The organism is Nostoc sp. DedVER02 (assembly GCF_034530675.2).
Lineage (GTDB): Bacteria > Cyanobacteriota > Cyanobacteriia > Cyanobacteriales > Nostocaceae > Nostoc.
This window is the reverse complement of record NZ_JAVRCP020000003.1, coordinates 92,628-114,362: the sequence shown is the minus strand read 5'-3', so window position 1 is coordinate 114,362 and position 21,735 is coordinate 92,628. Positions and strand designations below refer to the sequence as shown.

General features: G+C 39.1%; 5 protein-coding genes. All 5 read left to right on the top strand.

Going from position 1 to position 21,735, the window contains the following annotated elements; translation table 11 throughout:
- Positions 1–4 precede the first annotated feature (4 nt).
- Positions 5–6,058, top strand: a complete 6,054-nt coding sequence (locus RMZ41_RS06130; protein ID WP_322643286.1) for a type I polyketide synthase — start codon at positions 5–7, stop codon at positions 6,056–6,058.
- Positions 6,058–10,668, top strand: coding sequence for a non-ribosomal peptide synthetase (locus RMZ41_RS06125; protein ID WP_322643285.1), 4,611 nt, complete (start codon positions 6,058–6,060; stop codon positions 10,666–10,668). The genes RMZ41_RS06130 and RMZ41_RS06125 overlap by 1 nt, the downstream gene beginning before the upstream one ends.
- A gap of 60 nt (positions 10,669–10,728) precedes the next feature.
- On the top strand, positions 10,729–12,369 hold the full coding sequence (panP, locus tag RMZ41_RS06120) for a pyridoxal-dependent aspartate 1-decarboxylase PanP (protein WP_322643284.1): 1,641 nt from the start codon (positions 10,729–10,731) through the stop codon (positions 12,367–12,369).
- A gap of 15 nt (positions 12,370–12,384) precedes the next feature.
- Complete coding sequence (locus RMZ41_RS06115) at positions 12,385–17,037, top strand: type I polyketide synthase (RefSeq protein ID WP_322643283.1); 4,653 nt, start codon at positions 12,385–12,387, stop codon at positions 17,035–17,037.
- A 119-nt stretch (positions 17,038–17,156) separates the two neighbouring features.
- Positions 17,157–21,728, top strand: a complete 4,572-nt coding sequence (locus tag RMZ41_RS06110) for a polyketide synthase (RefSeq protein ID WP_322643282.1) — start codon at positions 17,157–17,159, stop codon at positions 21,726–21,728.
- The last annotated feature ends 7 nt before the right edge of the window (positions 21,729–21,735 follow it).

Genomic DNA, 21,735 nt, shown 5'->3' with positions numbered 1-21,735 from the left:
AATTATGGATTCTAACACTCTCACTGGTTCAGAAATAGCAATTATCGGCTTATCGGGGCGCTTTCCAGGAGCGAAAGATATTGATGAATTCTGGGATAATCTTCAAAATGGCGTAGAATCAATTTCTTTTTTTACTGATGAAGAATTATTGTCAGCAGGGATAAGTTCATCTATATTAAATGACCCTAAATATGTCAAAGCACAAGCTGTATTAGAAGATGCAGAATTATTTGATGCAGAATTTTTTGGCTACAATCCCAGAGAAGCAGAAATAACAGATCCGCAACACCGAATTTTCTTAGAGTGTGCTTGGTCAGCCCTAGAAAATGCGGGATATGATTCCCAAAATTATCAAGGTGCAATTGGGGTTTATGCTGGCTCTGCTTTGAACACTTATTTACTTAATATTTATCTAAATCCAAATATCATTAACTCTATCGATCCTCAGCAACTAATTCTGGCAGGTAATAAAGATTTTTTAACTACTCGCGTTTCTTACAAACTCAACTTAGAAGGGCCAAGTTATGCAGTGCAAACTGCTTGCTCAACTTCATTGGTTGCTGTTCACTTAGCTTGTCAAAGCTTGCTCAATGGCGAATGTGATATCGCTTTAGCTGGTGGAGTTGCTATCAGCGCTACAAGAAAAGAAGGGTACGCATACACAGAAGGGGGAATATTATCCCCTGATGGACATTGCCGGGCTTTTGATGCTGATGCACAGGGTTCTGTGGGCGGTGAGGGTGTGGGCATTGTCGTGTTGAAACGATTGGAAGATGCTTTGAGCGATCGCGACACTATTCATGCTGTAATCAAAGGATCGGCGATCAATAATGATGGTTCATTCAAAGTCAGCTACACAGCGCCCCGCATCGATACCCAAGCAAAGGTAATTAGAACAGCCCAAATAGTCGCTGAAGTAGAAGCGGAAACTATCACTTATGTGGAAACTCACGGTACTGCAACAGCTTTAGGAGATCCCATTGAAATCGCTGCTTTGACGCAAGCTTTTCGCTCTAGTACCGAAAATATTGGATTCTGCGCCATTGGTTCCGTCAAAACTAATATTGGGCATTTGGATACTGCGGCTGGTGTGACGGGATTAATCAAAACCGTTCTCGCACTCAAGCACAAACAAATACCTCCCAGCTTACATTTCACTTCCCCTAATCCCGAAATTGACTTTGCCAATAGTCCTTTCTACGTCAATACCAAACTTGCAGAATGGGAAACAAATGGCAGCCCCCGACGTGCGGGAGTCAGTTCCTTTGGGTTAGGGGGAACCAATGTGCATCTGATTGTTGAAGAAGCCCCAATTGTAGGGGAGCAGGGGAGCAGGGGAGCAGGGGAGCAGGGGAGAAAATATCATCTATTAGTTCTTTCTACTAAAACGGAATCGGCACTAGAAATTGCTACAAAAAATCTTGCTAATTATCTGCAAAAGTATCCTGATTTAAACCTTGCTGATGTCGCTTATACATTGCAGGTTGGGCGGAGAAATTTCGATTATCGGCGTGCAGTTGTCTGCCGAGATATGCAAGATGCACTCAACGCACTTCAAGAACCAAAGCGAGTTTTAACCAGTACTCAGAAAACTCAGGAACGTCCTGTTGCCTTTATGTTTTCTGGGTTAGGAACTCATTATGTTGATATGGCTCTGGAACTTTACCAAACTGAGCCAACATTTCGCGTCTCGGTTGACCAATGCTGCGAACTCCTCAAACCTCAGCTTGGTCTTGATTTGCGCGATGTTTTGTATCCTCAAAATGGAAAGAAATCAAGTACTCTTTCTGCTGGGCTAGATTTGCGAAAAATGTTAGGACGAGGAACCGAACAAACTGATGTCAGCAGTCAAAAGCTGAATCAAACTTTTCTCACCCAACCAGCTATTTTTGTCATTGAATACGCTTTAGCTCAGTTGTGGATGTCATGGGGAATTCGTCCTTCGGCAATGATTGGCTACAGCATCGGGGAATATGTAGCGGCGACTTTAGCCGAGGTTTTATCTCTGGAAGACGCTTTAACTTTGGTAGCGAAAAGAGCGCAAATGATTCAAGAGTTACCAAGTGGGGCAATGCTAGCGATCGCTCTTTCAGAAGAAGAAATAAAGCCTCTGTTAAATGATAAAATCTCTATGTCTGCAATTAACGGCTCATCACTGTGTGTAATTGCAGGTTTTACCGATGCGATTGAAGAATTAGAACGACAATTGAGCGAACGGGGTTTAGTTGGTAAACGGTTACAGACCTCTCATGCTTTCCATTCTGTGATGATGGAAGCGATCGCACCAACTTTTCACGATTTAGTTAACACATTCAGCCTCAAATCCCCAAAAATTCCCTATTTATCCAACGTTACAGGAACTTGGATTACCGCAGACCAAGCAACAGATCCTAGTTATTGGGTAAAACACCTCTGTCAAGCAGTCCGCTTTGCTGATGGGGTAAAACAGTTATGGCAAAAAGATAATCCGATTTTACTGGAAGTTGGCCCCGGTCAGGCATTGAGCAGTTTTGCATCACAATGTCTAGATGACGATAGAGCTAAATCTGTGATGCTCCCTTCCCTGCGCCATTCCTACGAGCAGCAGTCAGATGTCGCCTTTTTGATGAACACATTAGGCCGCCTTTGGCTGGCGGGGGTAAAAGTAGATTGGTCTGGTTTTTATGTTCGTGAAAAACGCGATCGCATCCCTTTACCGACCTATCCTTTTGAACGTCAGCGTTACTGGATTGATGCTAATCCTGAAGCTCAGTTAGCTACGCGATCGCCACAAGCATTATACAAAAAACCAAATATTACCGACTGGTTTTATATCCCTTCTTGGAAACGCTCACCACATTTAGGAGGAAAATCAACACAAAAATTATGTTATGTAGTCTTTATTAATACTGCTGAATTTGGTTCGGGAGTTGCCAAACAGTTGGAATTACAAGGGCATGATGTAATTACGGTAACTGTGGGAGAGCAATTTAGACAACTCAGTGAGAAGTCTTACGCAATTAATCCCCAATCGAGCCGTGACTATGATGCTTTGGTGAAGGAACTATGGAATTTTAAATCAAATGCGATCGCAGGATGGCATTTCGTCCATTTTTGGAGTCTCATCCCCAACGCGCAATCATCCCATCAGTTCTTTGAAGAATGTCAAAATTTAGGTTTTTATAGTTTACTTTTCTTGGCGCAAGCATTGGGCAAAGAAGAAGTTACCGATGTCCAATTTTTGGTAGCAACCAACAATGTGCAAGAGGTGAACGGTGATGAACAATTGTGTCCAGAAAAGGCGACTATCTTGGGAATTTGTAAAGTGATTCCTCAAGAGTATCCGAATATCACCTGTCGTCAAATTGATGTAGTCATTCCTGAATCAGGGACACGTCAAGAAAATCAACTTATCGACCAACTTGTAACAGAACTCACTCAAACCGCATCTGAAAATATAATTGCCTACCGTGGCAAACATCGCTGGGTACAAACTTTTGAACCGATACAACTCGAAGAACCAAATCAAGAAACAATTCCCATCAGAGAAGGGGGAGTATATTTAATAGTCGGTGGTTTAGGGGATGTTGGCTTGGTGTTGGCAGAATATCTTGCCCAAACAGCGCATACTAAACTAATTCTCACAGGGCGTTCAGGTTTACCTGCAAAAACAGAGTGGTTGCAATGGCTAGCAACTCATGATGATAACGATGATATCAGCCGCAAAATCCAGAAAATTCAAGCATTAGAAGCTTTGGGTGCAGAAGTTTTGATTTGTCGCGCCGATGTTGCTAATCTCGAACAAATGCAAGCGGTAATGACTCAAGCATCAAAGCGCTTTGGTGAGATTCATGGTGTCATCCATACCGCAACCGTGAGAGTCTACAACACTGTCCAACAGATAAGTAAAACTGAGTGTGAAACTCAATTCCGCTCCACAGGCTACGGGTTATTTGTATTAGAAAAAATACTACAAGAAAGACAACTCGATTTCTGCGTAATCATATCGTCATTAGCATCAGTTCTGGGCGTAATGGGCATGGCTGCCTATCCAGCAGCACACATATTCACGGATGCTTTTGTACACAAACACAATCAAACAAGTCTTATTCCTTGGTTGAGTATCAATTATGGCGACTGGATAACTCAAGAATTCTCGGAATCGATGGCTAAAGGTGCAGACTCAATGATGACGCGGGCAGAAGGTCTGGAGGTTTTTAAACGTGCTTTATCTAGAAGTAAATTTACGCAGATAGTCACATCAACGGTAGACTTGCAAGCTAGCATCAAGAGATGGATTCAACTAGAATTTAATCAAAATTCTCAACTTGCATCAAAAACCAATTCCGGTTCATCTTATTTAAGACCTAATTTAGATAATGCTTATGTTGCTCCCAGAAGTGAGGTAGAGGAAACTATTGCTCATATCTGGCAAGAACTTCTTGGCATTGGGCAAGTAGGCATCGACGATAGCTTTTTCGAGTTGGGTGGGGATTCGGTACTTGGTATTCAAGTCAGCGCTAGAGCCGCTAAAGCAGGTTTTCGCCTAACTCCTCAGCAATTATTCGAGCATCAGACGATCGCTAAACTAGCAGGGGTAATCAGTACCAGTCAAGTTGTCCAGGCTGAACAAGGCTTAGTAACTGGTTCACTACCCCTTACACCAATTCACCATCGATTCTTTGAACGGAATATATCAGAACCGCACCACTGGAACCAGTCAATTTTTTTAGAAGCCGCAGAAGTTATCGATCCGGCAGTGTTAGAGCAAGCATGGCAGCAATTACTATTACACCACGATGCATTGCGCTTGCGGTTCAAGTTTACCGAATCTGGCTGGCAGGCAATGAATTCTGGCTATGAAGAGATCCCATTTACACACATAGATTTATCGGCATTATCAGAAGATGCTCAAGAACTGGAAATAAAAACAATTACTGTTCAACTACAAACTAGTCTCAACCTGTCAGCAGGGCCGATTGTGCGAGTAGCGCTTTTTGACTTGGGTGCAAATAAATCCAGCCGCTTGCTCATCGTCGCCCATCACTTGGGAGTAGATCCCGGTTCTTGGCGAGTCTTACTAGAGGATTTGCAAACGGCTTATCAGCAAATCCGCCAGGGTAAGGCGATTGAACTGCCACCAAAGACAACTTCTTACAAACAATGGGCTTTGCGGCTAGAAGAATACGCTAACTCGGCAAATTTACAGAAAGCCAAAAATTATTGGTTGAGCGATCGCCACAAGCAATCTCCTCTGCCAATAGATTATTCTGATAGCATCAACAATATGGCATCAGAGCAAATTGTATCAGTAACACTAGGTAACAAAGATACTCAAGCCCTGCTTCAAGAAGTTCCAGGAGTTTATCGAACTAATACCCAAGAAGTTTTGCTCACTGCTTTTGTTCAGGCTTTTGCCCAATGGACGGGTAAAAATTCACTCCTAATTGACTTAGAAGAAAATGGGCGGGAAGTCAGTACTAGTGGTATAGATAATGTTGATATTTCAAGGACTGTAGGATGGATTACTACTACCTATCCTGTACTTTTGGACTTAGAAAAAGCTGATAATCCAGGCGATGCATTGAAAGTAGTGAAGGAGCAATTGCGTAGCATTTCTGGTGAGGGTCTTGATTATGGAGTGCTACGTTATCTCAGTCAGGATACGGTAGTTCAAGAGAAAATCCGGTCAATTCCTCAAGCAGAAGTAGCGTTCCTTTATATCGGTCAGCTTGCTAAAAGTTTACCTCAAGATTCTTTGTTCCAATTGAGTGAAGAAATCCCAGAAGGAATGATTAGTTTGCAAGCAACTCGTCAACATAAATTACATCTGATTGCATCAGTTGTGGAAGGTCAGTTGCAACTAGATTGGTACTATAGCAAGAATGTTCATGAACGTCAGACAGTAGAGAAATTAGCTAATAATTTTGTCCAAGCGCTTTTATCTTTAATTACTCACTGCCAGTCTTTAGAAGCAGGAGAGTACACACCTTCAGATTTTTCGGCAGCAAATATTAATCAAGATAATTTAAGCAAATTGCTAGCTCAGGTTGGTCAATCAAGCAGGAGGAATTCTTAATGAAACAAAATAATATTGAAGATATATATGAACTTTCGTCCATGCAGCAGGGTATGCTTTTTCACAAAATTGCTGCCCCCGACTCAGTAGTATATTTCGAGCAAAATTGCTTGACTTTGCAAACTCAGCTTAATATTTCAGCCTTTCAAAAAGCTTGGCAGAGAGTTGTAGATCGCCATCCAATTCTACGTACTTCTTTTTACTGGGATAATCTTGATAAACCATATCAGGTTGTTCATCAAAAAGTGGAGTTGCCTTGGGAATTCCAAGATTGGCGAGAATTATCTTTTCCAGAACAACAAAAGCAACTAAAAGAGTTCTTAAAAAAAGATGGCGATCGCGGTTTTGAACTTTCCGAAGCTCCTTTAATTCGGATCACATTAATTCAAGTGGCTGATGACACTTATGAATTTATTTTCAGCTTTCACCACATATTAATGGAAGGCTGGTCTATAAATTGGTTGTGGAAGGAATTCTATGAGTTTTATAATGCTTTTTGTCAAGGTAAAGATTTATATTTAGAACCCCCACGTCCCTACAAAGAATATATTGCTTGGTTACACCAACAAGACCTAGACAAAGCAGAGGATTTTTGGCGGCAAAAGCTCAAAGGATTTACACTACCAACGCCAATTCTTACAACAAAAAATTCTACTAGTGACCAAAAAGAAGATTATCAAAGACAAGAAGTTTTGATATCGGCAGAGATGACAACTGCCTTAAAATCCTTAGCGCGAAAACATCAGCTTACCTTAAATATCCTAATTAAAGGAGCTTGGGCTTTGCTGTTGAGCCGTTATAGCCAAGATTCAGATATAGTTTTTGGTTCTACATCTTCGGGGCGACCAACTGCGTTAGCAGATGCTGAGTCTATGGTGGGACTCTTTATCAACACACTACCACTCAGAGTTGAAGTTGATAGTAATACTTTGCTCACATTTTGGTTGAAAAAACTGCAAGCTGAAGAAGTTCAGATGCGCGAATATGAATACAGCCCATTAATCAAAATTCAACAATGGAGTGAAATTCCCCGTGGGTTACGACTATTTGATAGTATTTTAGTTTTTGATAATGAGTTAGTAGATTACAATCAAGGAGAGCTTGCTGAAAGCATAGGGATTGTTGAATCTCAGTTATTAGGCGATCGCTCATTATTTGACTGGACAAACTATCCTCTTACCTTGGGAGTCGTACCTAATTCAGGTTTATTAAATCTCTCCATTTCTTATGATATCCGTCACTTTGATAGTGATACTATTAGCCGGATGCTGGGGCATTTAAAAACCTTGCTAGAAGAGTTTATCGCTAACCCTGAAAGAAAACTTCGGGAATTGCCGATGTTGACGGCAAAAGAAAGCGAGCAAATTCTTAAGGAATGGAATAATACAAAAACTGAGTATTCTCAGGATAAATGTATCCATGAATTGTTTGAAGCGCAAGTAGAAAAAACACCAGATGCGATCGCAGTTGTTTTTGAAGATCGACAACTGACCTATCAGGAACTTAACACAAAAGCTAATCAATTGGCACATCAGTTGCGATCGCTCGGAGTCAAACCAGAAGTCTTGGTAGGGCTTTGTATGCAGCGCTCAATGGAGATGATAATTGGGTTATTGGCCATCCTGAAAGCTGGGGGAGCTTACGTACCAATTGACCCAACTTATCCGCAGCAACGATTGGAAATGTTGCTAAATGATGCTCAAGTGTCAGTATTATTTACTCAAAATTACCTCCAGGGCAAGTTACCAGCACATACAGCAAAAGTCATCTGTTTAGACGATATTGATTGGCAATCAGGAATCACAGAAAATCCTGTCAATCAAACCACCCCTGCAAATTTAGCTTATGTAATTTATACATCAGGCTCTACTGGAATACCCAAAGGTGTCGCCATCCAACATCAGTCTTTGGTCAACTTTGTGCAAGCTGCGATCGCACAGTACCAAATACAACCACAAGACCGCATTTTGCAATTTGCCTCTATTAGCTTTGATGCCGCTTGTGAAGAAATTTTTCCTTGTTTGGTAAACGGTGCAACTTTGGTATTGCGAACTGATGAAATGTTGGTTTCAATCAAAACTTTTAATGAAAAATGTCAACAGTATGGTATATCAGTTTTAGATTTACCTACTGCTTTTTGGCATCAACTAACATCTGAACTGGCAACATCGGCGTTAAAGTTACCAGAATCACTGCGCCTAGTTATCATTGGTGGCGAAAAAGCTTTACCAGATACAGTTAACACGTGGCGAAAGCAAGTAGATTCACGTATCCGTTTAATTAATAGCTATGGGCCAACAGAAACTACAGTAGTGGCTACAATTTGCGATGTGGCAACTGTAGAGGGGGAAGTACCAATTGGCCGAGCGATCGCTAACATGCAAACCTATGTGTTAGATGCGGATTTACAACCAGTTCCCATCGGCGTTTGGGGCGAATTGCATATTGGCGGAGTTGGTGTAGCCAGAGGCTATCTGAATCAACCAGAACTAACAGATCAGAAATTTATACCAAATCCATTTGATGAGTCAGGAGGCAGGGATCAAGGGAGAAGATCCTCCCCTCTGCTCCCTGCTCCCTGCTCCCCTGCTTCTTCAGAGCGTCTTTACAAAACAGGCGATCGCGTCCGCTACCGCAACGATGGTCAAATTGAATTTAGCGATCGCATTGATAACCAAGTCAAAATTCGCGGCTTCCGTATTGAATTGGGGGAAATCGAAGCACTCATCAACGAACATCCATCTGTTCGGGAAGCTACAGTAATTGCTAGGAAAGATGTGTCATCTAAGCAGTTAGTCGCCTACGTAGTTGGCAATACATCTGATGTTGTCAAAGCACAGACAGCAGGCGTTGATTTGAACACTCAACAAGCCTCCCATTGGCAGGCAGTTTTTGATAGCCTTTACAACGAATTAGACTCAGAACAACAGTCAGGTTTTTATATCAAAGGTTGGGAAAGTAGTTATACAGGCTTGCATATCCCTGATGAAGAAGTCCGCGAGTGGACAAAGCAAACAGTTGAGCGGATTTCAGCTTTACAACCAACCCATGTACTAGAAATCGGCTGTGGTGGTAGCGGTCTTATGCTCTTACGCTTTGCTCCCCATTGCAGACAATACTGTGCAACTGACATTTCCCAAAATGCTCTCAATATTCTTCAGCAACAATTGAGCAACTTAGGGCAAGATTTATCGAGAGTCAGTTTTCTCAACAGAGGAGCAGATGACTTTACTGGGATGAGTCCAGATACTTTTGATTCTGTATTCATAGTCTCAGTAGCTCAGTATTTTCCAAGTATTGATTACTTATTAAAAGTTTTGGAAGGTGCTGTAAATGTAGTAGAACCTGGAGGTTTTATATTTTTAGGAGATGTTCGTAATTTCAGCTTACTAGAAGCTTTTCACACCTCTGTTCAACTACATAAAGCACCAGATTCTCTCTCTGTGGCAAATTTACAGCAAAATGTAAAAAAGCAAATATTTGCAGAGAAACAATTAGTTATTGATCCAGGCTTCTTCATCGCCTTAAAACAGTATCTACCCAAAATTAGCCATGTAGAAATTCATCTAGAACGTGGGCACTTTCATAATGAATTGACTAAATTCCGCTACGATGTGGTTATCCATGTCGGACATGAAATTTATCCCACACTAGATATTTCATGGTTAGATTGGCAGCAAGAAAAGTTTACCCTTGCATCTGTCCGTCAATTACTTATAGAGACTGAGCCAGATATTTTAGGAATTGCTAATGTGCCTAATGCTCGTGTCTTCGCAGATGTAAAAGCTGTGGAATTCCTCAAAAACTCCAAAGGTGTGACAACTGTTGATGAGTTACGCCAAGCTCTCCAAGCGATCGCAACAACAGGTGTAGACCCCGAAGAACTATGGACTTTGAGCGAAGAATTACCTTATATCGTCGATATTAGCTGGTCAGAGAATAGTGTTGATGGCCAATACCAAGTAGTATTCAAGAAGCGCACCTTAGCATCACAAATCCAGCATATAGCGATCGCTCCTCCAGGAAAAACAATTAGCTCTCAGACTTGGACTGATTTTGCTAACACTCCACTACAACAGATGTCTAATACTCAGGTTGTGTCTTTGTTACGGCAGCATTTAGAAGCAACGCTGCCGAACTACATGATGCCATCAGCCTTTGTAATGCTAGATAAGCTGCCACTGACACCTAACGGTAAAGTCGATCGCCATGCACTACCCGCACCGGATACCACAAGACCTGAATTAGAAGCAGCTTATCAGCCACCCCAAACCGAGGTAGAAAAAACTATTGCTAGCATCTGGCAAGAAATACTAAATATTGGCGACGTAGGAATTCATGACAACTTCTTTGAACTTGGTGGTCATTCATTGCTTTTAATTCAAGTTCATAGCAAGTTACAAAAAATATTCCAGCGAGATTTTACCTTGGTTGATATGTTTGAATATCCCACTATCAGCCACTTGGCTAAATATTTTAGTCAGGAATCTAGCGAAGAAATATCTGTTTCACGCCATCCTCAGAACTTAGAGAATAGAACAGCCTCGGTACAGCGACGAAAACAGGCGAGGAAAGAGCATCGAGCAGCAACAAAGCAAAAAGATGCTTAGTTTTAACCAAGCGATCGCTAATCCCAACAATCAAGTCAAAAATATTGCGGCAAACACAATATGACATTAAGCAAACAAGAAATGCTAAATAAAAATTACTTTTTTGAATCTGAACAGACATTAGATGATGGCATAGAAGAGAAAGTAATGCAAATGTTTGCTTCATGCAATCAGGTAAGCTCTCTTGAAAAACAAATAGATGAAATCACCGATCAAATTTCTCAAGATTTTTTAAGCAATATTGATTCTAATAGCAACATTGATTTAGACTCATTACTAGAGAAATTCTCAGATAGTAAAATTCCTGTTCAACCGACTAATTTTGAAACCTATCTCAAGTACATAGGTAACAATGTTGTTGCTCATTCAATACATACATCTTCGCCACGATTTATTGGTCACATGACCTCGGCGCTTCCTAGTTTTGTACGCCCTTTGGCTAAACTGATGACGGCCATGAATCAAAACGCCGTCAAAATAGAAACAGCTAAATCCCTCAGCTTCTTTGAACGTGAAGCTTTAGCGATGTTGCATCGACAGATTTATAATCTTTCTGAAGGTTTCTACACTCAACATATTCAAAACAATTTAAGTACACTAGGAATTTTGGTTTCTGGTGGAACAGTGGCAAACATCACAGCACTTTGGTGTGCGCGAAATGCTGCATTAGGGCCAAAAGATGGATTTCTTGGTGTAGAAAAAGAAGGTTTAGCAGCTGCTTTAGATTTCTATGGCTACAAAGGAGCAGTGATTATTGGCTCTGATTTAATGCACTATTCTTTTGATAAAGCTGCGGATTTAATGAGTATTGGAACACAGGGTTTGCTTAGAGTTCTTGCTGATTGTAATAACCGAATTAACTTATCAGCGCTGCGCCAAACTGTTGCAGAATGCCGTCAGCAAAACCTACTAATTATCGCAATTGTCGGAGTTGCTGGTACAACAGATTCAGGTGGAGTTGATTCTTTAAAAGATATTGCGGAGATTGCACAAGAAGCCAATGTTCACTTTCATGTAGATGCTGCTTGGGGAGGGCCGCTAATTTTTTCTGAACAATATCGGCATAAGCTTGCTGGTATAGAAAAGGCGGATTCAGTAACTATTGATGGACATAAACAACTGTATCTACCAATGGGGATTGGAATGATATTTTTCCGCGATCCCTATCTAGCTTCTTCAATCGAAAAGCAGGCTAGTTATACCATGCGTAAGGGATCATTTGATTTAGGTAAGCGTGCTTTAGAAGGTTCTCGTCCAGGCATGGCTTTATTGTTACATGCTGGTTTAAAGCTGATTGGACTTAAGGGATATGAGTTTTTAATTGATGAAGGAATCCGAAAAACTCAATACATGGCTGCTTGTATTTCGGCTATGCCTGAATTTGAATTGCTGGCAGAACCTGATACAAATTTACTAATTTATCGTTATATTCCAGAGCAATGGCGAGGGCTGGCGGCTAAAAAAGCATTGACAGATATAGATAATGAAATAATCAATAATGTCAATGAAGCTTTGCAAAAAAATCAGCGTCAAATTGGTCATACTTTCATCTCTAGAACTATCAAAAAAAATATCAATTTTGGTAATGACAATCCTGTAGTTGCAATGCGGGCAGTGATTGCCAATCCTTTGACTACCGAAGAAGACATTCAAGCAGTTTTAAACGATCAAATCCAAATTGCTGCCAAAATATCAATTTAAAATTTTATAAAAACGATGGATAACTTAAATACTTCGCAAAGTTTCAATGACCAAGATGAAATAGCGATTATCGGTATGTCTGGGCGTTTTCCTGGATCAAAAAACGTTGATATTTTCTGGGAAAACCTGCGAGATGGTGTAGAATCGATTGCTTGTTTTACGGATGAAGAACTAGTATCTGCTGGCGTAAATCCAACATTGTTGAATGATCCTAGTTATGTGAAATCAGGCGGTGTATTAGAAGATATAGAGTTATTTGACGCTTCATTTTTTGGCTTTTCTCCCAGAGAAGCCGAAATTACAGATCCCCAACACCGCCTTTTTATGGAGTGTGTTTGGCAAGCCTTAGAAAATGCTGGTTATAACTCAGAAATTTATAGTGGTTCAATTGGTCTATTTACAGGTGTTGCTATAAGTACATACTTACTTTCAAATTTATATCCTAACCGGGATTTAATGGAATCAGAAGATAGTATTATTATTGGCAATGAGAAAGATTTTTTACCAACACAAATCTCTTATAAATTAAATTTAAAAGGGCCAAGTATTAATATTCAAACTGCCTGTTCTACATCCTTGGTTGCTGTCCATTTAGCTTGTCAAAGTTTAATGAATGGTGAAAGTGATATTGTTTTAGCGGGCGGTGTTTCTGTTGGAGTGCCCCAAAAACTTGGTTATCGTTATCAACCAGGAGGAATTCATTCTCCTGATGGACATTGCCGAGCTTTTGACGCTCAAGCACAAGGAACTAATGGTGGCAATGGTTTAGGTGTAGTAGTTTTGAAAAGATTAGAGGATGCCATTGCTGATGGTGATTTTATTCATGCAGTAATTAAAAGTTCAGCAGTTAATAATGATGGTTTTTTAAAGGTTGGATATACAGCCCCTAGTGTTGAGGGTCAAAGACAGGTAATTTTAGAAGCTTTAGCTTTAGCTGGAGTTGAACCTGAAACTGTTAGTTATATAGAAGCTCATGGTACAGGAACTATCTTAGGAGATCCGATTGAAATTAAGGCACTCACACAAGCTTTTGCTGCTAGCACAAATAAGAAAGGCTTTTGCGCTATCGGTTCAGTAAAAACTAATATTGGGCATTTGAATACAGCAGCAGGTGTGACAGGCTTAATTAAAACAGTCCTGGCATTAAAACATCAACAAATACCTCCTAGTTTGCATTTTCAGCAGCCCAATCCTCAGATAGACTTTGCTAATAGTCCGTTTTATGTCAACACTAAATTATCGGAGTGGAAAACTAACGGTACGCCACGCCGAGCGGGTGTGAGTTCTTTTGGAATTGGCGGAACTAATGCTCATGCAATCTTAGAAGAAGCGCCAGTGATTGCAGCTTCGAGTCCCTCACGTCCTTGGCAATTGTTATTACTATCAGCCAAAACTAGCACAGCCTTAGAAACTGCAACAGCAAATTTAGCTGATCATTTTGAACAAAATCCAGATATTAACCTAGCGGATGTTGCTCATACTTTACAAGTAGGCCGTTGGGCTTTTGAACATCGTCGCATAGTAGTTTGCCATGACTCAGAAGATGCAGTAAAAATACTGACTTTCCTCGATTCACAACGTATTTTTACTTACCATCGCAAGCCAAGTCACTGTCCAGTCATCTTCATGTTTTCAGGACAAGGGGCGCAATATGCAAACATGGCACGAGAACTATACGAAGTAGAACCAACGTTTAAAAAACACGTAGATACTTGCGCCAAGATTTTGGAAGCATACCTTAATCTTGATATCCGCTCCCTACTTTATCCTAGAGAAGAAGATACCGAAACCGCTTCAAAGCAACTACAGCAAACAGCCCTGACTCAACCAGCATTATTTGTGATTGAGTACGCTCTAGCTCAGTTATTTATCGAATGGGGAATACATCCACAAGCCATGATTGGGCATAGTATCGGGGAATATGTCGCAGCTGCGATCGCAGGCGTATTTTCCTTAGAGGATGCTTTACTAATTGTCGCAAAAAGGGGACAACTAATGCAACAGTTGCCTCAAGGAAGTATGCTGGCAGTGAAATTACCAGCAAATAATGTCCAGTTGCTATTAGAAGAAAACTTAGAAATCGCAGTTATTAATAGTCAATCATCATGTGTTGTTTCTGGCACGAATAAAGCAATTCTACAACTGCAAAAGCAATTAATTTCTCAAGGGATTGAATGTCGGCTGTTGCATACATCTCATGCTTTCCATTCGGCGATGATGGAGCCAATTAGAGAAGAGTTTGTGCAGTTGGTGAAAACATGCAAACTCCATTCCCCAAAAATTAATTTTATTTCTAACGTTACGGGGAATTGGATTACTGATGCCGAAGCAACAAATCCCAACTATTGGGGTCAACATTTACGCCAAACGGTGAGATTTTCTGATGGCATATCTCTATTACTCAAGCAGTTTGAAGGTGTTTTTCTCGAAGTGGGGCCAGGACGAACTTTAAGCAACTTGACGACACAACATTTAGATAAAAATGCTAAACAACAAGTATTGAATTCATTGCGTCATGTTAAAGAGCAACAATCTGATAGTGGCTTTTTATTGCAAACATTAGGTCGCTTATGGCTTTTTGGTGTCGATATAGACTGGTCAGGATTTTATGCTCACGAGCAACGCCATCGTTTACCTTTACCTACCTATCCTTTTGAGCGACAAAGATATTGGATTGAGCCTCAAAAGCAACAAGATAGCAACGGGCTACATTTACCCACTCCCGCCTCACCGAGCAAAAAACCTGATATAGCCAACTGGTTTTATATTCCTTTTTGGAAACCTTCTTTACACCCTGTACAACTCGAATATCAAGAATTAGCGTCTCCAAAATCTTGCACTTTAGTGTTTCTTGATGAGTGTGGCTTGGGTATCAACTTAGTCAAACAATTAGAAGGAAGAAGCCATGTAATTACGGTAAAAAAAGGTGATAAATTTACCGTGGTAAATGAGTCTCAATATACTATTAATCCTGAAAACAATCGGGACTATGATGTATTAATTCAGGAGCTTACTAGAGTCAATAAGTTACCAAAAAAAATTGCTCACTTATGGAGTGTTACATTAACTATTGACCAAAAATTAGAAATTGGAAAAATAGATCAAGCTCAGACAACAGGATTTTACAGCCTCCTATATCTTGCACAAGCTTTAGGAAAACAAGAAACTACTAATAATTTTGAAATCACAGTTATTTCTAACAACTTACAGCCAGTAACAGGAAGTGAAGTTATTTGTCCAGAAAAAGCTACTTTGCTGGGAACGATTAAAGTTATACCTCAAGAATATTTAAATATAAACTGTCAGAGTATTGATGTTATTCTTCCTATAAGTGGAAGCTGGCAAGAACAAAAACTTATAGAAAACTTACTGGCAGAATTAACAGCTGCTGATTCTGAAAAACTCATTGCTTATCGAGGCTTAAATCGTTGGGTGCAAAGTTTTGAGCCAGTGCGATTTGATAAAACTAAGCTAGAAAAACCTCGACTTAGAGAAAAGGGAGTCTACTTAATTACAGGTGGACTCGGAGGGATTGGATTTGTTTTAGCAGAATATTTGGCTAGGAATGTACAAGCAAAACTACTGCTGGTAGGTCGTTCTGCTTTTCCTCAACGAGATGAGTGGGAACAATGGCTAGCTACTCATGATGAGATTGACAATATTAGCCGCAAAATTCGCAAAGTTCAAGAACTCGAAAATTTAGGTGCAGAAGTTTTAGTGGCGATCGCTGATGTTAGCAACACAGAACAAATGCAAAGTGCGATCGCTCAAGCTGAACAACAATTTGGTTCACTCAATGGTGTCATCCATGCTGCTGGAGTTGCTGGAGGCGGTGTAATTCAGCGAAAAACTCAAGAAGAAGCAGAAACTATCTTGGCTCCGAAAGTAAAAGGAACATTAGTTATTAATGCAATTCTCAAAGATATTCAACTAGATTTCTTTGTTTTGGTATCATCAATGAATTCAATTTTAGGAGGATTTGGACAAGTAGACTATTGTGGAGCTAATGCTTTTCTAGATGCTTTTGCACACTGTAATGCCTCAAAATCAGGCACATTGACTACAAGTATTAACTGGGATGTTTGGCAAGAAGTTGGAATGGCAGTAAATACAGGAGTGCCCAAAAAACTCTCACAAGTGCAAGCAGAAAATATTAATCGCGGCATATTACCTCATGAAGGTGTAGATGCTTTTTTACGCGCATTAGGAAGTACAATACCTCAAATTGTAATATCTCCCTCTGACTTATTTAATTCTCTAAACCAGTATAATCTTGACAAAGAAATACAAGTATTAGAGCTTTTAGAAAGTGTAAATCAATTTAACTCAAAATATCCCCGCCCAGATTTAACCAATGATTATGTTGCTCCTCGAACTGAAACTGAACAAAAGTTAGCTGAGATTTGGCAGAATGTTCTGGGAATTGAACGAATAGGAATCTATGATAACTTCTTTGAGCTTGGTGGTGATTCCCTTATTGGTATTCAACTTATCGCTAGCTTAAATAAAGTATTAAGCTTAAATATTTCTGTCGCTAAACTTTATGAATGTCCTAACATCGGCTCTATGGCTAAAACTTTAACTCCTGAAGAATCTCATGAGGATATGTTTGAGCAAAGATTAAAGAGAGGACAAAGAAGAAGGCAGTTAAAAATGCAAAACAGCTAATATTTAAAGCAATACAGTTCAGATAAGACCAAAACTACTTGTAGAGACGGCGATTTATCGCGTCTTAAAAAACCAAACAGTATTGATATTTGAAGTTAATTTGTCTAGTTTAGAAAATCATGAATACCAAAACAATATTTGAAGAAACAGCAAACTTAGATATAGCCATAGTGGGGATGTCTGGTCGCTTTCCTGGCGCAAAGAGCATCGATGAATTTTGGCATAATCTCCAAACAGAAGTTGAGTCAATTTCGTTTTTATCGGATCGGGAATTAAGAGATTTAAATATTGAAGATAAAATTTTAAAAGACCCCAATTATGTGAAAGCAGCATCTATATTAGAAGATATTGAATATTTTGATGCTAGGTTTTTTGGTTGGAGTCCTAAAGAAGCTGAAATCATCGACCCCCAGCATCGCCTCTTTATAGAGTCTGCTTGGGAAGCTCTTGAAAACGCTGGATATGACCCAGAAACATATAATGGTTTAATTGGTGTTTATGCTGGTGTCAGCACAAACAGTTACTTTTTTAATAATTTATATAATAATGCTAATTTGATAGATGTTTCTAATAAATATACTTTTGATAAAGACTTTTTAACTACCCATGTTTCTTATAAATTAAACTTAAAAGGGCCAAGTGTAGGTGTGCAAACTTACTGTTCTACTTCATTAGTTGCTGTCCACTTAGCCTGTAAAAGTTTACTTGATGAAGAGTGTGATATCGCTTTAGCTGGTGGGGTTACAATTATAGTTCCACAAAAGTCAGGTTACTTCTATGAAAAAGACGGAATTTTATCTCCTGACGGTCATTGTCGAGCCTTTGATGCTAAAGCCCAAGGCACTGTTTTCGGTAGTGGCCTAGGAATAGTAGTCTTAAAAAGATTACAAGACGCTATAGCAGATAAAGATTATATTCATGCAGTCATTAAAGGTTCAGCAATCAACAATGACGGCTCTTTAAAAGTTAGCTATACAGCACCTAGTGTAAATGGTCAGGCTGAAGTTATTGTAGAAGCATTGGCAAATGCTGGAATAGATGCCGATGATATTTCCTATATAGAAACTCATGGAACTGGGACAACAACCGGAGATCCCATCGAAATCGCTGCACTAACTAAAGCCTTTCGTGCTTTCAGTAAGAGAAACGGCTTCTGCGCTATCGGTTCAGTAAAACCAAATATCGGACATTTAGATATAGCATCTGGTGTTGCAAGTCTGATCAAAACTGTCTTAGCATTAAAAAATAAACAAATACCTCCTAGCCTAAATTTTGAAACCCCCAATCCTGAGATTGATTTTGCCAACAGTCCCTTTTATGTTAATACTAAACTGACTGACTGGAAAACTAATAATACTCCCCGGAGAGCAGGAGTTAGTTCTTTAGGTTTTGGTGGAACTAATGCCCATGTAATTCTAGAAGAAGCTCCTGAGATTAAATATTTTGATCGATCTAGACCTTGGCAATTAATATTATTATCAGCTAAAACTAGTACTGCTTTAGACACTGCAACTGAAAATTTAGGTACGTATTTCAAACAATATTCAAATGTAAATTTGTCTGATGTTGCTTATACTTTACAAGTAGGTCGTAGAGCTTTTAATCATCGCCGAATATTGGTGTGCAACAGTATTCAAGATGCTGTAAAAATCTTGGAAACACAGGAGCAAGAACGGATTTTTACTGTATGCCAAGAGCATAGAAAGCAACCAGTCATCTTTATGTTTTCAGGACAAGGGGCGCAATATGCAAACATGGCACGAGAACTATACGAAGTAGAACCAGTATTTGCTCAACATATAGATACTTGCGCCGAGATTTTGGAAGCATACCTTAATCTTGATATCCGCTCCCTACTTTATCCTAGAGAAGAAGATACCGAAACCGCTTCAAAGCAACTACAACAAACAGCCCTGACTCAACCAGCATTATTTGTGATTGAGTACGCCCTAGCTCAGTTATTTATCGAATGGGGGATACATCCACAAGCCATGATTGGGCATAGTATCGGGGAATATGTCGCAGGTGCGATCGCAGGCGTATTTTCCTTAAAAGATGCTCTACTAATTGTCGCAAAAAGGGGACAACTAATGCAACAGTTGCCTCAAGGAAGTATGCTGGCAGTGAAATTACCAGCATCTCATATCCAGTTGCTATTAGAAGAAAACTTAGAAATCGCAGTTATTAATAGTCCATCATCATCTGTTGTTTCTGGCACGAATGAAGCAATTCTACAACTGCAAAAGCAATTAATTTCTCAAGGGATTGAATGTCGGCTGTTGCATACATCTCATGCTTTCCATTCGGCGATGATGGAGCCAATTAGAGAAGAGTTTGTGCAGTTGGTGAGAAAATGCAAACTCCATTCTCCAAAAATTAATTTTATTTCTAACGTTACGGGGAATTGGATTACTGATGCCGAAGCAACAAATCCCAACTATTGGGGTCAACATTTACGCCAAACGGTGAGATTTTCTGATGGTATATCTCAATTAATAAAGCAGTTTGAAGGTGTTTTTCTCGAAGTGGGGCCAGGACGAACTTTAAGCAATTTGACGACACAACATTTAGATAAAAATGCTAAACAACAAGTATTGAATTCATTGCGTCATGTTAAAGAGCAACAATCTGATAGTGGCTTTTTATTGCAAACATTAGGTCGCTTGTGGCTTTCTGGTGTAGACATTGACTGGTCAGGATTTTATGCTCATGAGCAACGCCATCGTTTACCTTTACCTACCTATCCTTTTGAGCGACAACGATATTGGATTGATGCTAAATCACCCTCGCTTTCTTTAAAGAATAAACAAGATATCGCCGACTGGTTTTATATTCCTTCATGGAAACGTTCTTTACTTCCTAATTCATTTTCTTATCAAAAAGAATCTGCGCCAGAAGCATGGCTATTTTTTATTGATGATTTGGGAATTGGAGACAAATTAATTAATCTATTTATTAATCAAGATGTAAATGTAATTACTGTTAAACAAGCAGAGCAATTTAGAAGGATAAGTGATGGAGCTTATACAATTAATCCATATAGATGTGAAGACTATGAAGCTTTGTTTCAAGACTTAAAATTGCATGGTAGACTTACCCGAAATATTGCCTATTTATGGAGTCTTAGCAAACTTGAGAATAGACAATCGAGGAAATATTTAGAATTCAATAGTCTTTTATTTTTAATACAGAGCTTTAGTAAGCTAAATGCTAATAGTAATTTACAACTTTGCATTATATCAAACAACATTCAGGATGTTAATGGTAATGAAATGCTCGACCCTGAGAAAGCAGTTATATTAGGTTTATCTAAGGTAATCCCTCAAGAATACCCTAATATTAATTGTCGATGTATTGATGTTGGTTTGACCGACCGTATAGACGCAGAGAATACAGAGGTAAGAGAAGGAGATTATGGCAGTATTATTATTGAGCAACTAGTAAATGAGTTAACGGCTATATCTTCAGATTTGGTTGTTGCTTACCGCGATTCCTATCGATGGATACAAACATTTGAGCCAATTCGCTTAGAAGCAATAGGTAAAGAAAAAACACCATTGAGAAAAGAAGGCGTTTACCTATTTCCTGGTGGTTTAAAAAGTACTGAAGTTGTAATTGCAGAATATTTAGCAAAAACTCTACAAGCAAAACTTATATTTATTGAGGATTCAGATTTTCCAGAAAAGAATAATTTTTCGCAATGGCTAGAAACTCATCCTCAGCAAGATGAAGTGAGTTGCAAAATTCAAAAATTGGTAACATTAGAAAAATTAGGTGCTAAAGTTTTTGTCATCTCTATAGATACAAGTAATGAGCAACAAATTCATCAAAGCTTTTCATCAGAGAATATTGCTCAAATTAACGGGGTGATTTATTCAACTGGAATCAAAAGCGAACATATATTTGGCTCAATTCCAGAAATTGACAATATAGAATCGGAAAAATTATTCGAGTTTCAACGTGATAGAGTTAATATATTAGAACAAATCTTAGAAAACCAAACGTTAGATTTTTGTATCATTTTTTCTTCTTTTTCTTCCATTTTAGGAGGATTTGGACTAGGCTTAGATTCAGCAGCTAATCACTTTATAGATACCTTTACGAACGAACACAACCGAAATAATAATCTGCCGTGGGATATTATAAACTGGGATAAATTAGAAATCAATTCCAGCGAAGCACCTGGATCAGAATTAGCAATTGATGCCACCAAAACTGTAGAAGCATTTAAACGAATATTTTCTCTAAAGAGAGGAACTCAGATTTTAATTTCTCCAGTTGATATTAATGCTAGAAAAAATCACATAATTAGTCTTGATTCTACCAAAAATTTTACAAATTTAAATAAATTAGATCCATCCCCGCGTTATTTTAGACCTAACCTTAGTAATGCCTATATTGCTCCAACAAATGAGTTGGAAAAGCAAATTACAGAAATATGGCAAGAGGTACTTGGAATTACAGAAGTTGGTATCTATGATAATTTCTATGATTTAGGAGGAGACTCCTTGATTGCTACTCAATTAGTTTCTCGATTGCGAGCAAAATTTCCTGTAGAGTTACCACTCCGAGAATTTTTATTGCAAGCAATGATCCCAGCTAAACAAGCAGAAATGATTGAATATCTTCTGTTAGAAAAAATAGAAGAATTATCTGAAGAAGAAGTAGAGTTGCTTTTAAATAATTCATAACGCTTAA

Excerpts from the sequence above, each read along its gene's own strand:
- RMZ41_RS06110 (WP_322643282.1), top strand. The coding sequence starts at position 17,157 with ATGAATACCAAAACAATATTTGAAGAAACAGCAAACTTAGATATAGCC.
- RMZ41_RS06130 (WP_322643286.1), top strand. The coding sequence starts at position 5 with ATGGATTCTAACACTCTCACTGGTTCAGAAATAGCAATTATCGGCTTA.
- RMZ41_RS06125 (WP_322643285.1), top strand. The coding sequence starts at position 6,058 with ATGAAACAAAATAATATTGAAGATATATATGAACTTTCGTCCATGCAG.
- RMZ41_RS06115 (WP_322643283.1), top strand. The coding sequence starts at position 12,385 with ATGGATAACTTAAATACTTCGCAAAGTTTCAATGACCAAGATGAAATA.
- panP (WP_322643284.1), top strand. The coding sequence starts at position 10,729 with ATGACATTAAGCAAACAAGAAATGCTAAATAAAAATTACTTTTTTGAA.